The 20,723-nt window shown below is 68.2% G+C and carries 12 protein-coding genes and 1 pseudogene; 11 read left to right on the top strand and 2 right to left on the bottom strand.

Annotation, left to right across the window (positions count from 1 at the left end; translation table 11 throughout):
* From ABIS05_RS00735 to ABIS05_RS00785, 11 genes and pseudogenes are all read left to right on the top strand, one after another.
* Nucleotides 1-1,368 (top strand): annotated as a pseudogene (locus ABIS05_RS00735) (dockerin); the annotation flags it as partial.
* A gap of 46 nt (nucleotides 1,369-1,414) precedes the next feature.
* Nucleotides 1,415-3,010 carry a GH39 family glycosyl hydrolase gene (locus tag ABIS05_RS00740; RefSeq protein WP_348012058.1) on the top strand — a complete coding sequence of 532 codons (1,596 nt, stop codon included), beginning with the start codon at nucleotides 1,415-1,417 and terminating at the stop codon, nucleotides 3,008-3,010.
* 124 nt (nucleotides 3,011-3,134) lie between these two features.
* Nucleotides 3,135-4,538, top strand: coding sequence for a hypothetical protein (locus ABIS05_RS00745; RefSeq protein WP_348012059.1), 1,404 nt, complete (start codon nucleotides 3,135-3,137; stop codon nucleotides 4,536-4,538).
* A 48-nt stretch (nucleotides 4,539-4,586) separates the two neighbouring features.
* A complete protein-coding gene (locus ABIS05_RS00750) occupies nucleotides 4,587-6,542 on the top strand; it encodes a sialate O-acetylesterase (RefSeq protein ID WP_348012060.1) in 1,956 nt (651 codons plus the stop codon).
* A gap of 58 nt (nucleotides 6,543-6,600) precedes the next feature.
* On the top strand, nucleotides 6,601-7,809 hold the full coding sequence (locus tag ABIS05_RS00755; RefSeq protein ID WP_348012061.1) for a glycoside hydrolase family 27 protein: 1,209 nt from the start codon (nucleotides 6,601-6,603) through the stop codon (nucleotides 7,807-7,809).
* A complete protein-coding gene (locus ABIS05_RS00760; RefSeq protein WP_348012062.1) occupies nucleotides 7,806-10,127 on the top strand; it encodes a PDZ domain-containing protein in 2,322 nt (773 codons plus the stop codon). Before ABIS05_RS00755 ends, ABIS05_RS00760 begins: the two co-directional genes overlap by 4 nt.
* A 138-nt stretch (nucleotides 10,128-10,265) precedes the next feature.
* The gene (gene galA, locus ABIS05_RS00765) at nucleotides 10,266-13,127 is read left to right on the top strand and encodes a beta-galactosidase GalA (protein ID WP_348012063.1); all 2,862 of its coding nucleotides are present in this window, start codon (nucleotides 10,266-10,268) and stop codon (nucleotides 13,125-13,127) included.
* 113 nt (nucleotides 13,128-13,240) lie between these two features.
* Nucleotides 13,241-14,182: a PA14 domain-containing protein gene (locus ABIS05_RS00770; protein ID WP_348012064.1), complete on the top strand. Its 942-nt coding sequence runs from the start codon at nucleotides 13,241-13,243 to the stop codon at nucleotides 14,180-14,182.
* 112 nt (nucleotides 14,183-14,294) lie between these two features.
* A complete protein-coding gene (locus ABIS05_RS00775) occupies nucleotides 14,295-15,647 on the top strand; it encodes a hypothetical protein (RefSeq protein ID WP_348012065.1) in 1,353 nt (450 codons plus the stop codon).
* Nucleotides 15,648-15,814: 167 nt separating this feature from the next.
* Complete coding sequence (locus ABIS05_RS00780; RefSeq protein ID WP_348012066.1) at nucleotides 15,815-17,740, top strand: hypothetical protein; 1,926 nt, start codon at nucleotides 15,815-15,817, stop codon at nucleotides 17,738-17,740.
* A 410-nt stretch (nucleotides 17,741-18,150) separates the two neighbouring features.
* Complete coding sequence (locus ABIS05_RS00785; RefSeq protein WP_348012067.1) at nucleotides 18,151-18,477, top strand: hypothetical protein; 327 nt, start codon at nucleotides 18,151-18,153, stop codon at nucleotides 18,475-18,477.
* Nucleotides 18,478-18,542: 65 nt separating this feature from the next.
* Here the strand turns inward: ABIS05_RS00785 and ABIS05_RS00790 are convergent, their stop codons facing one another.
* Both ABIS05_RS00790 and ABIS05_RS00795 read right to left on the bottom strand, forming a co-directional pair.
* Nucleotides 18,543-20,066 (bottom strand): tryptophan halogenase family protein, encoded by a 1,524-nt coding sequence (locus ABIS05_RS00790; RefSeq protein WP_348012068.1) that lies wholly within the window; start codon nucleotides 20,064-20,066, stop codon nucleotides 18,543-18,545.
* Between the two features lie 115 nt (nucleotides 20,067-20,181).
* Nucleotides 20,182-20,723: alpha-L-arabinofuranosidase C-terminal domain-containing protein (locus tag ABIS05_RS00795; RefSeq protein WP_348012069.1), on the bottom strand; the 542-nt coding region annotated here is incomplete at its 5' end.

The following is a 20,723-nucleotide window of genomic DNA, read 5'->3' on the forward strand; positions in this document are numbered from 1 at the left end:
TGGACGCTGCTCAAGAGCGTCGACCCGATCGGCGGAACCAACTTCGGCTTCGGCGGCGTATCGGTCGTCGGCAGTGGCGCGACCACCCGCATCGCGCTGGGCGTGAGCAACTCCTGGGGCAACTGGAACGGCCAGCAGATCGTTCAGCTGTCCAGCGACGGCGGCAAGACCTGGCGCGAGATCGCGGCCACCATGCCGCACTCGCCGCCCGGTGACGGGTTCTCCGGCTGGATCGACGACGTCGAGATCGATCCGCTCAACCCTGACCGCGTGCTGCACGTCCATGGTGGCGGCATCTGGGAAACCCGCAACGCCTCCGCGGCCACGCCGAGCTGGACCGAGGCGGTCGACGGCCTGGAGGAGACGGCGGTGCTGAGCCTGGCCACGCCGCCGGCCGGCGCCACGTACACCGTGATCAACAGTTCGGGCGACGTCGGCACCTGGGTGCACACGGATCTCGCGACCAAGCCGACCCTGACGCCGGGCACCAGTTGGAGCAACAGCTTCGCTGCCGACATGGCGTGGTCCGACCCGCAATACGTCGCCGCCATCGGCGTCGTCAACGGCACCAGCACCAGCTACGGCTACTGGTCCGGTGACGGCGGCAAGACCTGGACGAAGTTCGCCACCCTCGCGCCCGGCGCCGCAACAAACACGAACCAGGAAGCGAGCATCGCGGTCACCGCGCGCAACAAGGCAGTCTGGGCGCCCGGCAACTCGGTGCCGTCCTACACCACGGACAACGGCGCGACCTGGGTGTCGACCAATCTGCCGGCGATCAACAGCGTCTATAGCCGCGGCTACCGCCTGGCCGCAGATCGCAAGAACCCGAACAAGGTCTATGCCTACGATTCCGGCGGCCATTGGTGGGGCACGCCGGGCAAGGTCTACGTCTCCACGGATGGTGGCCACACCTTCACGTTGAGCCCCGGCTCGGTGGCCGCAGGGCTGGCCCCGAACTACTTCGCGAACACCTCGCTGGCCGTCAACCCCAACGTCGAGGGCGACCTCTGGCTGGCCGATGGCAACGCGGTCTACCACTCGACCGACTCGGGCGCCACTTGGGCCAAGCTCAGCAATTTCGCGTCGATCTTTGTCGGCAACCCATGGGCCGACGTGCAGGGCGCCATGGCCGTAGCACTGGGCAAGGCCAAGCCGGGCACCGGGTACTCGGCGGCGGTCTATGTGGTGGGCGTGGTGGGCGGCGTGTGGGGCGTGTACCGATCCGATGACGGCGGTGCCACCTGGTCGCGCTTCAACGACGACGCCCACCAGTTCGGCGGCATCGGCGTGATCGCGGCCGACCAGAACGTCTACGGCCGGATCTACTTCAGCGGCACCGGCCGGGGCATGCTTTACAGCAACTGAGGGCATCGCCGTCTGCCTCAGCAATTTCTCTCACGAACCCTTCCGAATGAACACATCTCTGCTTCCCCTGCCGCGCGCCGTCATCCGCCTGGCGGCGGCGTTTTTGTCACTCGGCCTGTGCGCCACGGCTCACGCCGCGCCGCCCGCCGCCCGTGAGGTCACGCTGGACCGCGCCGCAGCCACCCAACCCATGGACCGCTTCTTCGACCTCGCCATCGGCGCGGACTATCCCGGCACGACCGGCCGGCCCGAAAACCTGGCGCAGCTCAAGACCGCTGCGGACGAGCTGGGCTTTCGCTACGTGCGCTTCCACGACATCTTCCACGACGTCTACGGCACGGTGAAGAAGGAAGGCGACAAGCTGGTGTTTGACTGGACCGGCATCGACCGCCTCTACGACGGCCTGCTGGCGCGCGGGGTCAAGCCCTTCATCGAGCTGGGCTTCTCGCCCAAGGTCATGACTACGTCCAACCTGGCCATCTTCTATTGGAAGGGCAACACCTCGCACCCGCAGCCCGGGCCCTGGGCCGAGCTGATCGACGCCTTCGCGCGCCACCTCATCCAGCGCTATGGCATCGACGAAGTGCGCAAGTGGCCGTTCGAGGTGTGGAACGAACCCAACCTGAAGGACTTCTGGGAGAACGCCGACCAGAAAGCCTATTTCGAGCTCTACGCCAACACGGCGCGCACGCTCAAGAAGGTGGACGCCTCGCTGAAGGTCGGCGGCCCCTCCACCGCCGGCGCGGCCTGGGTGCCCGAGCTGCTGGCCTATGCCAAGCAGGAAGGCGTGCCGGTCGACTTCGTGACCACGCACAGCTACGGTGTCACCGAGGGCTTTCTCGATGAATTCGGCAAGTCAGACCGCATCCTGGCGCCCGACCCCAACTCCATCATTGGCGACGTGCGCCGCAACCGCAGCGAGATCGAGGCCTCGGCCTTCCCCGGCATTCCGCTGTACATCACCGAGTGGAGCACCAGCTACAACCCGCGCGACAAGGTGCACGACAGCTACATCAGCGCACCGTGGATCCTGACCAAGCTGCGCGGCACGCGCGGCTACGCGCAGGCCATGAGCTACTGGACCTACAGCGACCTGTTCGAAGAACCGGGTCCGCCCGATGCGGCCTTCCATGGCGGCTTCGGGCTGATGACGCGCGATGGCCTGCGCAAGCCGGCCTGGTTCGCCTACAGGTACCTCAACGCATTGCGCGGCAACGAGATCCCGAGCGCTGACGACAAGGTGCTGGCCGCGGTCGACGGCGACAAAGCGGCGGTCGTCGCATGGGACTGGCAGCACCCCGACCAGAAGACCAACAGCAACGGCGTGTTCTTTGGCAAGCCGGTGCCCAACGGCCCGGCGCCAGCGCTCAAGCTCGCGCTGCGCAACCTCAAGCCTGGCGCCTATCGGCTCGCGCTGCGCCGCGCCGGCTACAAGGCCAACGACGCCCACACGGCTTACCTCGAAATGGGCTCACCCAAGCAGCTCGACGCCGCGCAGCTCGCCAAGCTGCAATTGCTGACCCAGGACCTGCCCGAGGTGAATCGCACCGTCAACATCGGCAAGAATGGGCTGCTGAACTTCACCGTGCCGATGCGCAGCAACGACATCGCGTTGCTGACGCTCGAGCCGATCAAGCGCTGAACGGCGTCCGCCTCGGCGACCGTGGAATTCGCGGGCGCCAGGCCAGCACTCGCGTCGGTGCCGATGGCCGTTGGCGCGTGCAGATGGCCCTTCATTTCCTGATTTCCTCATTCCCGCATCGCTCATGAACAAGACCCTCTCGACAGCCCCCTTGCCCGATGAACCCGCCCGCCGCAGCTTCGTGCGCACCGTGGCAGGCGCGGGGCTGGCCGCCGTGGCCGGCAGCTCGGCAGCCGCTGCCGCCGCGAAGGTCTCCGCCACCGGCGCCCCCGAGCCCGGCCTGCCCTTCCACGCCTGGGCCCCCACGCCGCCGATGGGCTGGAACAGCTGGGACGCCTTCGGTGCCAGCGTCACCGAAGCCGAGTACCTGGACAACGCGCGCATCCTGGCCGAGCGCCTCCTGCCCTTCGGCTATGACACCGCCACCGTCGACATCCAGTGGTACGAGGCGGGCGCCACGTCGGGGTGGTATCGGAACTTCGCGCCGCTGGTGCTGGATGGCAACGGCCGCCCTCAGCCGGCACCCAACCGCTTCCCCAGCGCCGCCGGCGGCCGCGGCTTCGCGCCGCTGGCCGCCCAGGTGCACGCCATGGGCTTGCGCTTCGGCGTGCACATCATGCGCGGCATCCCACGCCAGGCGGTCGGGCTGGAGCTGCCCATCGCCGGCAGCAAGTACCGCTGCAACGAGGTGGCCAACGCCGGCTCGACCTGCGCCTGGAACACCGACATGTGCGGTGTCAAGCCCGAGCACCCCGGCGCCTTCGACTGGTACCGCGCGTGGTTCGCCCAGCTGGCCGAATGGGGCGTGGACTTCGTCAAGGTCGACGACATCGCCGCGCCGAACTACCACGCCAAGGAAGTGGAGCTGATCCGCCGCGCCATCGACGCCACCGGCCGGCCCATGGTGCTGAGCCTGTCGCCCGGCCCGGCGCACCTGGAGCAGTCGGCCCACCTGCAGGCGCACGCCAACCAATGGCGCGTCTGCAACGACTTCTGGGACACCTGGCCGCAGCTGCGCGACAACCTCGTGAACCTCGTGAAGTGGGCGCCGCATGCCCGCCCGGGCGCCTGGCCCGATGCCGACATGCTGCCCGTCGGCAAGATCGGCCTGCGCAACTACGACGAGCAAGGCCGCGGCGAGCGCGACACCCGCTTCACGCGCGACGAGCAGTTGCTGCTGCTCACCGCCTGGACCTGCGCGCGCAGCCCGCTGATCCTGGGCAACGACCTGCGCCGCCTCGACGACTGGACGCTGCGCCTGGTCACCAACCCCGAGGTGCTGGCGCTCCTGCGCGTACCCGGGGCACGCGAGTGGCACTCGGTGGCGCAGGGCCATCGCTTCGTCTGCAACGGCCCGCAAGGCACCTGGGCGGCGTGGCTGAACACCGGCGACACGCCCTGGCAAGTGCCACTGCCCGCCTGGTTGCCTGATGCTCACCGTGACTGCTGGGCGCGCGCAGACCTGCCCACGGGCACTCGCCAGCTGACCATCCCGCCGCACGGCGCGCGGCTCGTTCGTTGCGCTTGAGAGCGCTGCTCGCCGTCCTGCTGAACTTCACCCCATGCGACGACACCCATGACGAAGCCCCATCTCTCCCTGCTGCTGCTCTCCCTGATGGCCGCCACCGCCCAGGCGGACGTGCGCCTGTCTGAAGTCTTCAGCGAGCACATGGTGCTGCAGCGCGACCGGCCCCTGCGCGTGTGGGGCCAGGCCACGCCCGGCAAGACGCTGACCGTCGAACTCGGTGGTCGCAGCGGCACGGCGCATGTCGGCCCAGACGGTCGCTGGCGCGCGCAGCTGCCCCCGCTGCCGGCCGGCGGCCCGCACCGCCTGTTCGTCAAGGGCGACGGGATCGTGGCACTGAACGACATCCTGATCGGCGACGTCTGGCTGCTCGGCGGCCAGTCCAACATGGAGTGGCCGCTGGCGCCGACCGACACCGGCCCACAGGAAGTCGCCTCGCCGCAGAACCCGCAGCTGCGCCACCTGCGCGTCCCGCTGCGCGCCAGCGTGCAGCCGGAAGCCGAGATCGCGCCGGCATCCTGGGTCGTGGCCGAGCCCGGCCGCGTGGGCGAGTTCAGCGCCATCGGCTACCACTTCGCCAGGCAGATGCAGGCCGTGCAGGGCGTGCCCATCGGCCTCATCAACACCGCCTGGGGCGGCTCCATGCTGGAGACCTGGATGAGCCGCGAGGCCGCGCTGCGCGACCCTGACCTTGCGCCGGCCGTGCGCGCGCTGCCGGCCGACAACGCCACCTTCAGCGCCGCGCTGGGCCAGCGCATGCTGCCGCGCATCGCCGCCTGGCAAAAGGGCCTGCCGCTGGAGGGCGCGGACGCCTCGGGCTGGTCCGCGGCCAGCGACATCGACGCCGCGTGGCCGACGTTGCAGGCGCCCGGCGTTTGGGAGGGCCAGGGGCTGGCCAATGTGGACGGCGTCGTCTGGATGCGCAAGCGCATCGAGCTCCAGCCCACCCAGGCCGCCGGCAGTGCCGAACTGCACCTGGCCAAGGTGGACGATTGCGACGAGGTCTGGGTCAACGGCCAAAAGGTCGGCGGCCAGTGCGGCTGGGAGCAGCCGCGCCGATACGCCGTGCCCGCCGGCCTGCTGCGCGCTGGCGCCAACTGGATCGCCGTGCGCGTGACCGACACGGGCGGTGGCGGCGGCATCCACGGCGACGCCGCTGACCTGCGCCTGGACACAGCAGCGGGTACCGTCTCCCTCGCCGGTGCCTGGCGGGCCCGCGTCGAGAAGGCCACGATGACGGCCGGCCCTGCGGCCAACAACGCGCCGTCCCTGGGCCACAACGGCCTCATCGCGCCGCTGCAAGGCCTGTCGGTGCGTGGCGTGCTCTGGTACCAGGGCGAGGAAAACTCCGGGCGCGCCGCAGCCTATGCCGAGGGCTTCAAGCGCCTGATCCAGGACTGGCGCGGCCAGTTCGCCGACCCCAAGCTGCCGTTCTTTTTCGTGCAGCTGGCGTCCTGGCTGCCGCTGGCCGACAACCGGCCCGATGGCAATGGCTGGGCCGAGCTGCGCGCCAGCCAGGCGGCAGCGCTGGCCCTGCCCCACACCGGCATGGCCACGGCCATCGACGTGGGCGACGCCGTCGACATCCATCCGCGCAACAAGCGCACCGTCGGCCAGCGCCTGGCCGGGCTGGCGATGCACGAGCTGGGCCTGCGCGCCGCGCCAGCCACGGGCCCGCGCCTGACCAGCCACCAGGCGCGAGGCAGCGAGTTCGAACTGCGCTTCGACACCACGGTCGGTGGCCTGCGAACGGCGCACGCCGGTGAGCCGCTGCGCGGCTTCTACGTCGCCGGGGCCGACCGCCGCTGGATGCCCGCCGAAGCCCAGCTGGACGGCGACCGCATCGTGCTGCGCAGTGCTGCGGTGCCCGCTCCCGTCGCGGCGCGCTACGCCTGGGTGAACAACGCCAGCGAGGCCAATGTCGTCGGCGGCGACGGCTTGCCGCTGCCGCCCCTGCGTACCGACGACTGGCCCCTGGAATCGGCTGGCCGACGTTATGGACGCTGAGCGCACCCCGCCTGCCAGCCGAACCCCCGCTTTCAGAAACCCAACCGCGCTTCTTCTCATGCATGCCCTTCTCCGACGCGCCGCGCGCGCCCTGACCCTGCTCTGCTTCGTGGCGGCCGCTCCGGCTCACGCGCATGAAACCCTCAAGCTCGACGCGCCCAAGCCCAACGTCGCGCCGACCCCGCCCATGGGCTGGAACTCGTGGAACAAGTTCGCCTGCAACGTCAGCGATCAGCTGATTCGCCAGCAGGCTGACGCCATGGCCGCCTCCGGCATGAAGGACGCCGGCTATCAGTACCTCGTCATCGACGACTGCTGGCAGAAAAACCGCGACGCCGACGGCAACATCCAGGCCGATCCGCAGCGCTTCCCGTCCGGCATCAAGGCACTCGCCGACTACGTGCATGCCAAGGGCCTGAAGTTCGGCCTGTATTCCGACGCCGGCTCCCTGACCTGCGAGGGCCGCCCCGGCAGCGCCGGCCATGAGTTCCAGGATGCACGCCAGTACGCCAAGTGGGGTGTCGACTACCTGAAATACGACTGGTGCCACACCGGCACCCGCAACGCCGAGGCGGCGTACACCATCATGGCCAAGGCGCTGCGCGCATCAGGCCGCGACATCGTGCTGTCCATCTGCGAATGGGGCACCGACCACCCCGAGCGCTGGGGCCCGGCGGTGGGCCACCTGTGGCGCACCACCCACGACATCTACGACGGTTGGGAAAGCACGAAAGACCGGGGCAATGGCATGACCAACATCCTGGACATGCAAGCCGCGCGCGGGGGCGTGTCGGCTCCCAATGCCTGGAACGACCCCGACATGCTGGAGGTGGGCAACGGCGGCATGACCACCACCGAGTACGAATCGCACTTCTCGCTGTGGGCCATGCTGGCCGCGCCGCTGATCGCCGGCAACGACCTGACGAAGATGGACGCCGACACGCTGCGCATCCTCACCAACAAGGATGTCATCGCCGTCGACCAGGACCCGCTGGGCCAGCAAGGCCGCCGCGCGCTGAAGGAAGGCGACCTCGAGGTCTGGGTGCGGGCGCTGGCGGGTGGTGAACACGCGGTGGTGCTGTTCAACCGCGGCAAGACGCCGGCCGACATGAAGGTGGCTTGGGAGCAGCTCCAACTGCCCGCCGACCAGAAGGCCGACGTGAAAGATCTGTGGAGCAAGAAGGTCACGAAGGGCGTGCGCGGCAGCTACGGCGGCAAGGTCGCGTCGCATGGCGTGATCATGGTGCGCATCAAGGCCGCGCAGTGAAGGTCAAGGCCCTGCTGGTCGCGCTGGCGGTCCTGGGCGCTTGGGGCGTACAGGCCGAGACACTGACCGTGAAGGACGCCACGTCCCTCCAGGCCGCGCTGCAGCGAGCGCGGACCGACAAGCGAATCCACCGCATCGAGCTTGCGAGCGGCAGCTACGCGCTTGCCGCGCCCGTGGTCATCGACGAAGCGCTGTCGGGCACGGCTGACGAGCCCTTCGTGCTGGCCGCGGCACCCGGGGCGCGGCCGGTGCTGAGCGGCGCGGTATCGCTGCCCGCGCTGCGCTGGGAAGGCTGGCAGGACGGCATCTGGCGGGCCCGATATGCCGGCCCGTCGTTCCAGCGCCTGTGGCTGGGCCAGGCGCCGCTGGTGCGCGCCCGCTACCCCAACCTCGACCCTTCCAACCCGGGCTTCGGCGGCGCAGCTGACGCCACCTCGCCCGAGCGCGTGGCGCGCTGGCACGACCCGCAAGGTGCCGTGCTGCATGCGCTGCACGGCTACCAGTGGGGCGGCTTGCAGGTGCCCATCCTCGGCAAGCATCCCGATGGCCGCCTCCAGTACGGCCTGCAGGTCGGCAACAACCGCAGGATGCCACCCAGCGACAAGGACCGCTACGTCGAGAACGTGCTGGAAGAGCTGGACGCGCCGGGCGAGTGGTTCCATGACCGCAAGGACGGCTTGCTTTACTTCAAGCCGCTGGCCGGGGTGAAGCCGCCAGCGCTTGGCTTTCGGGGCGGCGTGCAGGAGGCGTTGGTGCGCATCGAAGGCCGGGGCGAGGCCGTCAGGCATGTCCGCTTGCAGCACCTGATCTTTAGCGAGACCGAGCCCACCTTCCTGAAGGCCACTGAGCCGCTGCTGCGCTCGGACTGGTCGTTCTACCGCGTCGGTGCGGTGACCATCGAGAACGCCGCAGACGTGGGTGTCGAGGACTCCGATTTCGTCGAGTTGGGCGGTCATGCCGTCGTCGTCAGCGGCCGGGCCCAGCGCGTGGCCATCTCGCGCAACCACATCCACGACATCGGCGGCACGGCCATCGCCTTCGTCGGCCGGCCCGAGGCCGTGCGCTCGCCGCTGTTCGAGTACCACGAGCGGCTGGAGGTCGCGGCCATCGACCGCACGCCGGGCCCGAAGTCCGATGCCTACCCCAAGGACTCCGAGGCCAGCGACAACCTCATCCACGACATCGGCCAGATCGACCGCCAGGCCACCGGCGTGCAGATCGCGATGGCTGCGCGCATCACGGTCGATCACAACAGCATCTACCGCATGCCGCGCGCCGGCATCAACATCGGCGACGGCAACTGGGGTGGGCACCGCCTCACGCACAACGATGTCTTCGACACGGTGCGCCTGACCGGCGACCACGGCAGCTTCAACAGCTGGGGCCGCGACCGCTACTGGCACCCGGACTACGCCGAGATGGCCCGTCGCGCCGCAGCCTACCCGGAGCTGGCGCTGCTGGACGCCGTCGAGCCCATCGTCATGCGGCACAACCGCTGGCGCTGCGACCACGGCTGGGACGTGGACCTGGACGACGGCGCCTCCAACTACGTCATCGAAGACAACCTGATGCTGGCCGGCGGCCTGAAGCTGCGCGAGGGCTTCCAGCGCATCGTGCGCAACAACATCTTCGTCAACAGCAGCTTCCATCCGCACGTGTGGTTCGACAACGGTGGCGACGTCTTCGAGTCCAACGTCGTCATGGGCGCCCATCAGCCTGTGGAGATCAAGCGCTGGGGCCGCAGCGTCAACCGCAACTTCTTCGCGAGCGAGGCCGACCTGCGCAGTGCTCAGGCCCGCGGCACGGATGCCGACTCCGTCGCCGGCGACCCGCGCTTCGCCGCACCGGCCCGTGGCGACTACACGGTCACCAACGCCGAGCTTGCCGCGCGCGTCGGCTTCGTCAACTTCCCCATGGACGACTTCGGCGTGCGCCCGGCGCGACTGAAGGCGCTGGCCTTGCAGCCTGCATTCCCAGTGCCCAAGCAGGTCGCCTACGCCTCGCCGCTGCAGGCCGCACAGCAGCTTCACGGCCTGAGCCTCAAGCCGGTCGAGACCCTGGGCGAGCAGTCCGCCGCCGGCCTGGGCGACAAGGCCGGCCTCATCGTGCTGGCCGTCGAAGCGGGCAGTGCCGGCGCAGCCGCCGGACTGCAACCCCGCGACGTCATCGTCAGCGCGGCTCGGCAACCGGTCAACGACGTGGCGACGCTGCAATCGCTGCTGACCACCGGCCTGGCTGTCGACCTGATCGTCGTGCGCAATCAGGCGGGCACGACGCTGCAATGGCCGCGCACTGCAGCCAAGCCAGCCAGCCATTGAACCCATGAATCCGAAGCAAACCGTCCTCGCCAGCGCCCTCGCACGCGCCACAATGGCCACCCAGGCCCAGGCCCAGAGCGCCGACGGGAACGGGGCGCCGCCAAGCCGGCGAGTTGACAACCGCCCTCGGGAATACAGATGAGACAAGCTTCCTTCTTCTCGTGGGCCTCCTGGGCCCTCGCGCTGGTCCTGGCCGCCGGCAGCGCCACTGCGGCCGACGGCGCGCGCCAGCGCATCCGTATCGACGATGGCTGGCGCTTCGCGCTGGGCCACGCCTCGGATCCGGCGCAGGACTTCGACCACGGCATGCGGCCGTTCTTCTTCGCCAAGGCGGGTTACGGCGACGGCCCCGCCGCAGCCGATTTCGAGGACCGGCCATGGCGCCGCGTCGACCTGCCGCACGACTGGGCCGTGGAGCTGCCGTTCAGCTCACGCGGCAGTTCGCAGCACGGCATGAAGGCAATCGGCCGCGGTTTTCCCGAGAACAGCGTCGGCTGGTACCGGCGTGAATTGGCAGTTCCCCAGTCGGCGCGCGGCCAGCGCATCGCGCTGGAGTTCGACGGCGTGTTCCGCGACAGCGTCGTCTGGGTCAACGGCCACTACCTGCACCGCGAGGCCAGCGGATATTCCGGCTTCCAGGTCGACATCAGCGACTACCTGAACTTCGGCGGGCGCAATGTCGTCGCGGTGCGCGTGGACGCCACCACGCAGGAAGGCTGGTGGTACGAAGGCGCAGGCATCTACCGCCATGTGTGGCTGACGCAGACCGGGCCGCTGCACGTGGCGCCCCAGGGCAGCTTCGTGCGCGCCACCGTGGTCGGTGGCCGCGCCGACGTGGCCGTCGACACCAAAGTGCACAACGCCGGCAATGCGGCCGACTCCTTCGGCCTGGAGCACGAGCTGCGCGACCCGGCAGGCCGCCTCGTCGCCCACGCCAGCGTGCCGGCACGCCGCGTGGCCGCCGATGCCAGCCTGGACGTGACGGCCCAACTGAGCGTCAAGGCGCCGCAGCTTTGGTCGCTAGAGGCGCCGCAGCGCTACACGCTGACGACCGTCGTCAAGCGCGGCGCCCAGGTCGTCGACCGCGTCGAAACGCCCTTCGGCATCCGCACCATCCGCTTCGATGCGAACGAGGGCTTCTTCCTCAACGGTCGCCATGTCAAGCTGCACGGCGTCAACAACCACCAGGATCACGCCGGCATCGGTGTGGCACTGCCAGACGGCATGCACGAGGCGCGGCTGAAGATGCTCAAGGCGATGGGCGTCAACGCCATCCGCTCCGCCCACCACCCCGCCACGCCCGAGCTGCTGGAGGCCTGCGACCGACTTGGCATGCTCGTCATCGACGAGCACCGCATGATGGGCACGGCGCCGCAGATCCGCGACGAGCTGGAGCGCATGGTCAGGCGCGATCGCAACCACCCTTCGGTCATCCTGTGGTCGGTCGGCAACGAGGAATGGGCCATCGAGAACACGGAGATCGGCACCCGGCTGGCGCGCGAGATGCAGGCCATCGTGCACCGCCTGGACCCGACGCGCCCCGCCACGCTGGCCGCCTCCAGTTCGGGCCAGGCGGAGGGCACCTCGGTCGGTTCCCAGGTCATCGGCTTCAACTACAAGGGCCAGCACGACATCGACGCCATGCACCACCGCTTCCCCGAGCGGCCCATGGTCGTCACCGAGGAAGGCCTGACCTTTGCCACGCGCGGCGTCTATGCCGACGACCCGCAGCACGTGCACATCGCCGCCTACGACAAGCGCTCGGGCGGCGCGTCCACCTCCTCCATCGAGGAGGCCTGGCGGTTCAACGCCGAGCGCCCCTTCCTTGCCGGCATGTTCGTCTGGACCGGCTTCGACTACCGCGGCGAGACCACCCCCTTCGGCTGGCCCGCCATCTCGTCGCAGTTCGGCATGCTGGACACGACCGGCGCGCTGAAAGACAGCGGCCAGTACCTGAAGGCCGCATGGACCGCCGAGCCCATGGTGCATGTGCTGCCGCACTGGAACTGGCCGGGCCGCGAAGGCCAGCCCGTCGACGTGCGCGTCTACGCCAACACCGACGAGGTCGAGCTGCTGCTGAACGACCGCTCGCTCGGCCGCAAGGCGCTGCAACGCTACGGCCACCTGCAGTGGACCGTGCCCTATGCGCCGGGCCGCCTGACGGCGCGGGGCTACCGGGCTGGCCAGCTCGTCACCACGCAGACCGTTGCCACGACCGGCGACGGCACAGCGGTGCGGCTGAGCGTGGACCGCGTGCAGCTACGTGCGGGCGGCGGCGATGTCGCACTGGTCACCGTGAACGTCGTCGACCGCGAGGGCCTTGTCGTTCCGACCGCCGGTCACCGCGTCGCGTTCGAGGTCAGCGGGCCGATTCGGCTCATCGGTATGGGCAACGGCGACCCCGGCTCGCACGAGGCCGACCGCCCGGCCGAACTGCATCGCTACGCAGCCGCCACGGGCTGGCGCCACCGCAGCATCGCCCGGCCGGAGGACGCTGCTGCGTTGATGGCCACGGCAGGCGGCACCGGCTGGCGCGACCCCTTCGCCTGGGTGCGGCCCGAGCAGCAGCCCGCCGACAGCGCCTGGAACATGGTGCAGGCCACCATCAAGCGCACAGCGCCCGCCGGCGAACGCCAGGTGCTGCTCCTGGGCGAGGTCGCGCCGGGTGTGCAGTTCTATCTTGACGGCCGCGCCGTCGCGCTGCGGCAGGAGGCCGGCATGGCGGCCGTCGATCTCGACCCGACCGCTGGGCCCGAGGCCACGCTGACCGCCGTCTTCCCGACGCCGGAGGGTGGCACGCGCGCGCTGTTCGACGGCGCGCAGGGCGGCCGCCGTTGGGCGACGCTGCGCATCACCACACCGGCCGCACCGTGGCAGCGCAGCGTGTTCAACGGCCAGGCACAGGTGATCCTTCAGTCCACCGGCGAGCCGGGCCGCGCCACGCTGCGCGCCGTCAGCGACGGTCTCGCCCCAGCCACGACGGAGATCGAGATCTTCTGAACACCGCGAACACATTCTTCACGGTCAATGCGGCGCGCCCAGCCTTTGAGGGGCCGGCGCGTCGATGAACCTTGCAGGCTGCCTGACAACAGCCGAACGCCACAAAAATACCTATGACACCGCCCCTTCACGACCCCGCCCCGCCCACGGCCGAACCTGCACAACGGCCTCAATGGCAACGCCGTCACAACGGCTACGCGCTCACCATCGCCGTGCTCATCCATCTCGCGCTGCTGGTGGCAATACTGTCGTGGCGCTCCAAGGCGCCGCCGCCCAAGCCCCGCAATTCGGATATCAGAATCGTCGAGGTCAAGCAGTCGCCCAAGCCACCCGAACCCCCGCCGCCTGCGCCCAAGCTGCCTGAGCCGCCGCCGCCGACCATGCCCGAACTCCCGCCCATCGAGGTGACCAAGGTCGAGCCCGTGCCCCAGGCCGTCGCGCCGTTGGTGGCGGCCGCGCCGGCGCCGGCGCCGGCCGTTGTCAGCGCGCCTCCCCCGCCTGCCCCGGCCGCTCCTGCGGCCAGCAGCCCGGTGCCGCCCAAGCTGTTTGAAGAATGCGGGGACTCGCCCGACCGCAAGATGATTGCCGAGGTGTTCCGCCTGCGACCGGGCTTCACCACGGTGAAGGATATTCGCCGGCTCAAACCCATCAAGACCGTCTGCCTGGCGCAGCTCGACGTCTCGCCGCGCAAATTCACTGACGGGTTCCCCGGGCTGGACATGAGCGAATGGTTCGCGCTGGACATCCGTTTCACCGTCAACATCCCGGGGGACATCACGATGGATCTCATGCTGCTGGCTGACGACGGGGCCATTCTTACCGTGGACGACGAAGAGGTCATCAACAACGACGGCATCCACGCGCCGGAACCGGTGATGGCCACCGTGAAGCTGGCCAAGGGCCTGCGCAATTTCCGTGTGCGCTATTTCCAGGGGCCGGCCCCGGACCTGGCTCTGGCGCTGGTCTGGAAGAAGCCAGGAGCGCCCAACGCCGACTACCGGTACATCCCGCAACGGCTGCTCGGGCGCCCTGCAGCCGCTTCGGCGCCGCAATAGCCCGGTTGCAGCGAGCAGGTTTTTGATGGCGTGCTGCGCGACTGGGCGCTGGACGTGGATGGCCGGCAGTTGTATGCAGGCCAAGGGTAGAAACTTTCACTTGGGAGTGTTTATGAAAGCATCACGAATTGCACGTTTCGCAGACCTGGGACCGCGCGCTGACCTGCGCGTGGCCCTGCGGTTGGTTGCCCTGGCGGCGCTCATGCACACGCCGGCGGCGGTGTTGGCTCAGGCTGGAACCTTTCCCGGCATGGAGCCAGGTCGCGTTGGCGGCGTGGCGGCCGATGGGCAGAACCCAGACAAGGCGGCTGCGGCGGCCAAGAACAAGCAGATGGAGCAGGAACTGATCGACAAGCAACGCGACGAAGCCGCGCTGCGCACCATGGTCGAACAGCGGGCAAAACTGCGGGAGCGCTTGGAGCGCGAAGCCGGCCTGCTGCGCCAGCCCGTCGAGCTTCTCGCAGGCATGTTCCAGCTGCCTGCCGACCTGAAGCTCTCGCCGGAGCATCGAAGCGTGGCCGAGGAGGTGCTGCGTCAACAACGTGAGCGCGCGCAGGCCGGCTGGGCGGCTTGGCTGAACGAGGAAACCTCACAGGGCAAGGGTGAGCTGCGGGCCGAAATGGCCGCGCAGCGATTGAGCAATCGCGTGCTCAACGAAGTGGCGCTCTGGCAGGCCGATACGACGCCGCACCCCAGCGACACGATCTGGATCGATGCGCTCAAGACACCCGCCATTTGCCAACGGCTGGATCAGACGCGGCCCGCTGGGCAGGTGGCGCAGCTGATCGAGGCGCTGCCTGCGGAGCAGCGCGATGCCGCCTGGCAGGGCGAGGCGGCGCGCCTGGCGCGATGGGGCCAGGTCACGCGGCAGGTGCCGCCTGCGCCGGACCGTGCGTTCGAGGACGAGCTGGTCGCCGCGCTGCCCAAGCCGCCCGGCAACGTAGCCAGCCTCGCCCCCGAGGTGCGCAACGCGCTGCAGACGCCGGGCTGGACCTATGCCGCGCAATCACCCGCTTCACGTTGCGAGATGCTGCGCTGGTGGAGCCAGGAACAGGTGCGCACCCAGCGCATGACGGCCCCGCGTGCACTGCATGCCTGGCGCACCGCCATGGCCGTGCGTTCGTCGGGCTATCTGCTGCCCGATGTGCCGCGCAGCGGCCCGGGCGCGATCGACGCGAACGGCTTTCCGCTGATCGCACGCCGCGCCGAGCTTGCCGGCACGGTCGTCGTGGAACAGGACCTCGATGCCACCGGCAAGATCGTGCGCAGCTTTGTTCAGCGCCGCGAAGTCACGGCGGCCGGCGTGCGCGGCATGCCGGCCCTGGCCCTGGAGCGCGAGCTGGACGCCGTGAGCCTGGCCCGCGCCACCACCACCCCCGCCGTTGCCCCTGACCCGGCGCAGCTGCGCGACGGAACGGCCACGCGCCGCATCGGCATCGAGTGGGTGCTGCCCCAAGGTAGTTAGGCAAGACTGGGCTTGGAATGCATATCAGATCCGGCTAGGAGGCTGTCGGGCTTGGGGTCGGGTGGTTGGTGCAGACCTGTTGGAAGTCGCCTTAGCCTTCCGATCAATGACGTCACGCGCCTCATCCGCGACCAACGACTGATCTTCTTTCTCACGTCGCAGGCGCGATGACGAGCGGATCTACGGCAGAGCAACCATCGACATACCTGGAAGGAAATTCCATGCGCAACAGATCTTGGGCGAACGCGATCGCCGCCGCCCTCTGTCTGCTATCGGCCTTCCCGGCCGGCGCCCAGCAACCCGACGCCAAGAACCTGGAGCGCGTGACGGTGGCCGGCAAGAAGGCTGCAGTCTCGCAGTGGTTCCGGGCCGAGAGCCAGCGCTTCGTCGTGTACTCCGACGCCGGGGAAGACGACGTCGTCCAGCTGCTGGAAAACCTGGAAAAGCTTGACCATGTGCTGCGCCTGTACACCCTGCCCCTGCGCAAGGCCGAGCAACAGGAACCGAAGCTGACGCTTTACTTCCACAGCCGTGCGTCGGACCTGGGTGAGGTCGACGCCAGCATGCCGCTCGATGCCGTCGGCCTGTACAGCAGTTGCGCCTCCGGCGTTCAGGGATTCGGCGTGCATCTGGAGCGCATCCCCAGCCTCGCCGACGAGCAGCTCGACAGCTCACCGCTGAACGACACCCTGTCGTATGTCTTCGAGGCGTATGCGCGGCACTTCCTGTATCGCCATACGGACATCCGCATCCCGACATCGTTCATCGATGGCTTCGCGCAGTATTTCTCCGCCGTGCGGTTCTCGGAAAAGCAGATGGTGGTGGGCCGGATTCCGGAGGAAATCGGCGGCTACCTACGACTTATCAAAGACAGGCAGCAGGCATCCAGCCTGGAATATGGCGACGTCCTGCAGGAGAACCTCGCCAACGCCCACAACTACGCCGGACCGGGCGGCGTGCGCCTGGAGTTCGAGGCGAAGTCCTGGCTGTTGACGCACTACATGCTGTCGTCGCAAGACCGGCGCCAGCGCCTGAACCGCTATCTCGGGCTCGTCGACCGCGGCGCGTCCCCGACGACGGCGTTCGAACGTGCCTACGGCCTGAAGACCTCCGAGATCAACCAGGTGATGTGGCGGTATGCCCTTCAGGGCACGGATGCCGTGCGTGTGGCACTCCCATCGCTGCCCGCCAGCCGGGTGAGGTTCAACGCGCTGCCCCGCGCGGCAGGCGAATTCGTGCTGGCGGATGCCGCCTTGAAGGCCTGCCCGAACCGGCCGGCCGGGGAAGCCCTGCTCAAGAAGGTCGCCCGCCTGGCGACGCAGTTCCCGAACGACGACCTGGCCCGCCTTACGCTGAGCCGCGCGCAGATCGACTGGGGGAACCCGCAGGACGCCTTGCCTGCGCTGAATGCCGTCCTGCGAGAGGAGGACGCCAACTTCGAAGCCCGGTATCTGCTGGGCATGGCGAACCTGCGCCTGGGTGAGCGCACCGCAGGTGATGCCCGGCGCGCCTATCTCCAGGCCGCCCAGGGCCACCTGCGAAGTGCGCGCGGGTTGAACCCGCAATCGCCGGAAGCAGCCTTCGCGGCCTTCAAGGCCGAAGTGGCCGCCACGGATGCCCCGGACAGCGCAGCGCTGGAGGGTGTCATCTCGGCTTGGCAGACCGCGCGCGAAGTCGACACGCTCGCCCGCTCCGCAGCGCTGGCCTACGCCTATGCCGGCAATGCGGACGAGGCACACCAGACGCTCGTTTCGCTGGCGCAGAACGTGCGCGACGAACCCGCAGCCCAATGGGCCAAGCAGTGGCAGGGCCGCCTCGAAGCGGGCGTCACCCGCGGCGACATCCTTGCGGAGATGCGCCGCAACCCAGCGCCCGACGCGCCGTTCAAGGAGTGGACCATCGACAAAAAGGACGTGCTGCAAAGCGTGGAGTTCATCTCCGGCGCGGAAGCTTCGGCAGTCTCCATCGAGACCATGGCGCAAAGCATTTCGGATCCCGAGCGGCGGCGCGAACTCCTTACTGCCGCGCAGGGGCTGCGCATGGCAGCCTTGATGCGGCGCAAGCTCGCGCCGGACAGTACGAACAAGAAATAGCCCTTGGGCTGCAGTGCGCGTGCGGCTGCTTCACGCTGGATGGCAACTAAACGCGGGCTGGCGTCGGCCGCGATGGATGCACACAACACGTTTCAGAATCCGCAGGTCATCAAGCCGGCGGCGTTCAGCACGCCGCCTCGGCTCAAGAAGTTATCTTGTCTATACAACCTAAGGAAAATATGCGAGGTCCAATAGCTACAGGTCTGATGCTCGTCTTGCTTATCGCTCAGCCCGATCCCTCTTCCGCGTGCCAATGCGTAGGCGCGCCCACGCCGGAACGTATGCGGGACGAAGCAGCCGCGGTGTTTACGGGACTGGTCACCGCCGTCACACTCGAAACGAAGTGGGTTGACTCATCGGCCAAGCGACCGAGTAAGCAACCGAGTAAGCGACTGAGCGATTGCCGGACCATGATTTCCGGCGACGAAGACCGAGTCGCCCTATGCGAGCAAGCGGAGGTCGCGGTCCGCTTCCAGGTGTTCAGGTCATGGAAGGGAGCCGTCGCGAACGAATTGGTCGTACGAACTGACTCTCAGGTCACGATGTGTGGTGTGGACTTCCGTGTCGGTGGAATCTACCTGGTCTATGCCTTCGGCGAGGTCGGCGGGGCGTTGAACACAAGTCGTTGCCAGCGAACACGTGCGATCGGCGAGGCCAAAGGTGATGTTGAGGTGCTGGGCCCACCTGAACGAGACGTGTTCCAGCAAGGGCTTCAACAAGAACCCCCAACGCGCTGAAGGCGTAGGTACGCTGTCTGTACCGGCCGTCCTCGACGTAGCGCTCTCGCAACGCAGATCCCGCTCTAAATTGGAGGCGACAGGCGGTCCAGAAAACTCGAATGGGACGGCATGGTGGCCACCGTTCTCGCGATGGCCTCGCGCACGCCCTGAAGGTGGCGGCTGATCAGCGGCATGTCCACCAGATCGACATAGGGATCGCAGCGTTCGGGGACGATGCCCAGGCCCAGCAGGATCGAGACCCAGGAGGGCTCGGTGAACCCCTCGGGCTCGAGGATGGCAACGCGTCCGGTCTTGCGGAAGAGCTCGATCTGGTGCGCCAATTCATCCGGTATCGGCATGTCGGCGCAGTAGCGCCAGAACTCGCTGTCGCGCCGCTCGCCGACTTTGTAGTGAAGGATGATGAAGTCGCGCACGGACTCGTAGCGGTAGGCCATCTGCCGGTTGAACTCATCGGCCAGCGTGGGTTCGAACGCCATGTCGGGCAGCAGGGCCGTCAGGCGGCCGACGGCGTCCATGATGAGGTGCAGGCTGGTCGATTCCAGTGGCTCCAGAAAGCCGGACGACAGCCCGATGGCGACCACGTTCTTGACCCACGCCTTCTTGCGCCGCCCGGTGACGAAGCGCTGCGCCCGCGGCTCGTCCAGCGGCTTGCCGTCCAGGTGGCTGAGCAACGTCCTTTCCGCCTCGGCCGTGTCGAGGTAGCTGCTGCAGTAGACCAGCCCGTTGCCCGTGCGGTGCTGCAGCGGAATGCGCCATTGCCAGCCCGCGGACTGGGCGGTAGACGTCGTGAAAGGCGTCATGGGATCGACGCGCTCGCAAGGCACCGCCAGTGCGCGGTCGCAGGGTAGCCAGTGGCTCCAGTCCTCATAGGGTGACTGCATCGCCCCGTCAATCAGCAGGGCACGAAAGCCGGAGCAGTCCATGAAGAGATCACCTTCGATGCGGCGGCCGTCACTCAGGTGCAGCGTCTTGACGAAGCCGTCCTCCGGGCGTGTCTCGACGCGCGTGATCGTTCCTTCGACCCGCTTGGCGCCATGCCGGAGGGCGTACTCGCGCAGGTAGGCGCCGTATAGCGAGGCATCGAAATGGAAGGCGTAGTTGAACCCATTGATCGGCGCCGGCTCGCCGGGCTGCGGCGGCGTGAAGCGCTGCTGCCGGGCCATCACCGTGGCGACCGACCAGTCCTCGTACGACGGCAGCGTGGGGTCCAGCGCCCGCGCCCGCAACCAGTACGCCCAGAGCGGCCGGTTGTGAATGGCCGGGCCGAAGTCGCCGAAGCCATGGAAGAAGCGATGGCCCTTGCGGCCCCAGTCGCGAAATTCGATGCCGAGCTTGAAGCTCGCCCGTGTCTTGCGAACGAAGTCCGCTTCGTCGATGCCCAACATCTGGTTGAAGAACCGGACCGTCGGCAGCGTGGCTTCGCCGACGCCCACCGTCCCGATGTCCGCCGACTCGACCAGCGTCACCTCGCAATGCTGTTCCGGCTGGTCGGGCCGGCACAGCATCCGCGCCAGCGGTGCGGCGGTGATCCAGCCAGCGCTGCCGCCGCCCACGATGACGATGCGCTGAAGTGGTCGATTTCGCAAAACAGTCTCCAAAAAACAAATTCTGTCAGTCCGGGAGTACGGCATCGGGAAGCCACTACTGACAGGCGGCGCGGCTTCTTGCTGCGCATCAGGAAGCGGCTCGCGCGCGATGCAATTACTCCTCCAAAGCGACCACCATCACGGCCTTGGCAGGCACCTTGATCGACAGCTTGCCGCCTGCGGCACGCGTGCTGAATGCCGCCGGCTTGATGACCTGCGGATCCTGGAACGTGTTGTGCGCGTCCATCGTGGCCGAGGTCAGCACCTTGCCGGCCGCACCGTTGACCTTGGTGCCGTTGACGTTGACGGCGACATCGACTGCCTTGTGCGGATCGGTGTTGACCAGCGCCAGGTACAGCTTGCCATCCTTGGCGCGTGCCGCCGTAGCGCTCACGCCGGGAATGGTCACTGCGCCCAAGGTGTAGCTGGTGTTGTCGTTGATGGCCAGCGGCAGCGACTTGGCATCCTGGAACGGCACATACATCTGGAAGGTGTAGTAGGTCGGGGTCAGGACCATCTTCTCCTTGTCGGTCAGGATCATCGCCTGCAGGACATTGACCATCTGGGCGATGGTGGTCAGGGTGACCCGCTCCGCGTGCTCATGGAAGATGTGGAAGTTCAGCGCCGCCACGAGCGCGTCGCGCAGGGAGTTCTGCT

Source organism: Roseateles sp., from assembly GCF_039929605.1.
Classification (GTDB): domain Bacteria; phylum Pseudomonadota; class Gammaproteobacteria; order Burkholderiales; family Burkholderiaceae_C; genus Pelomonas.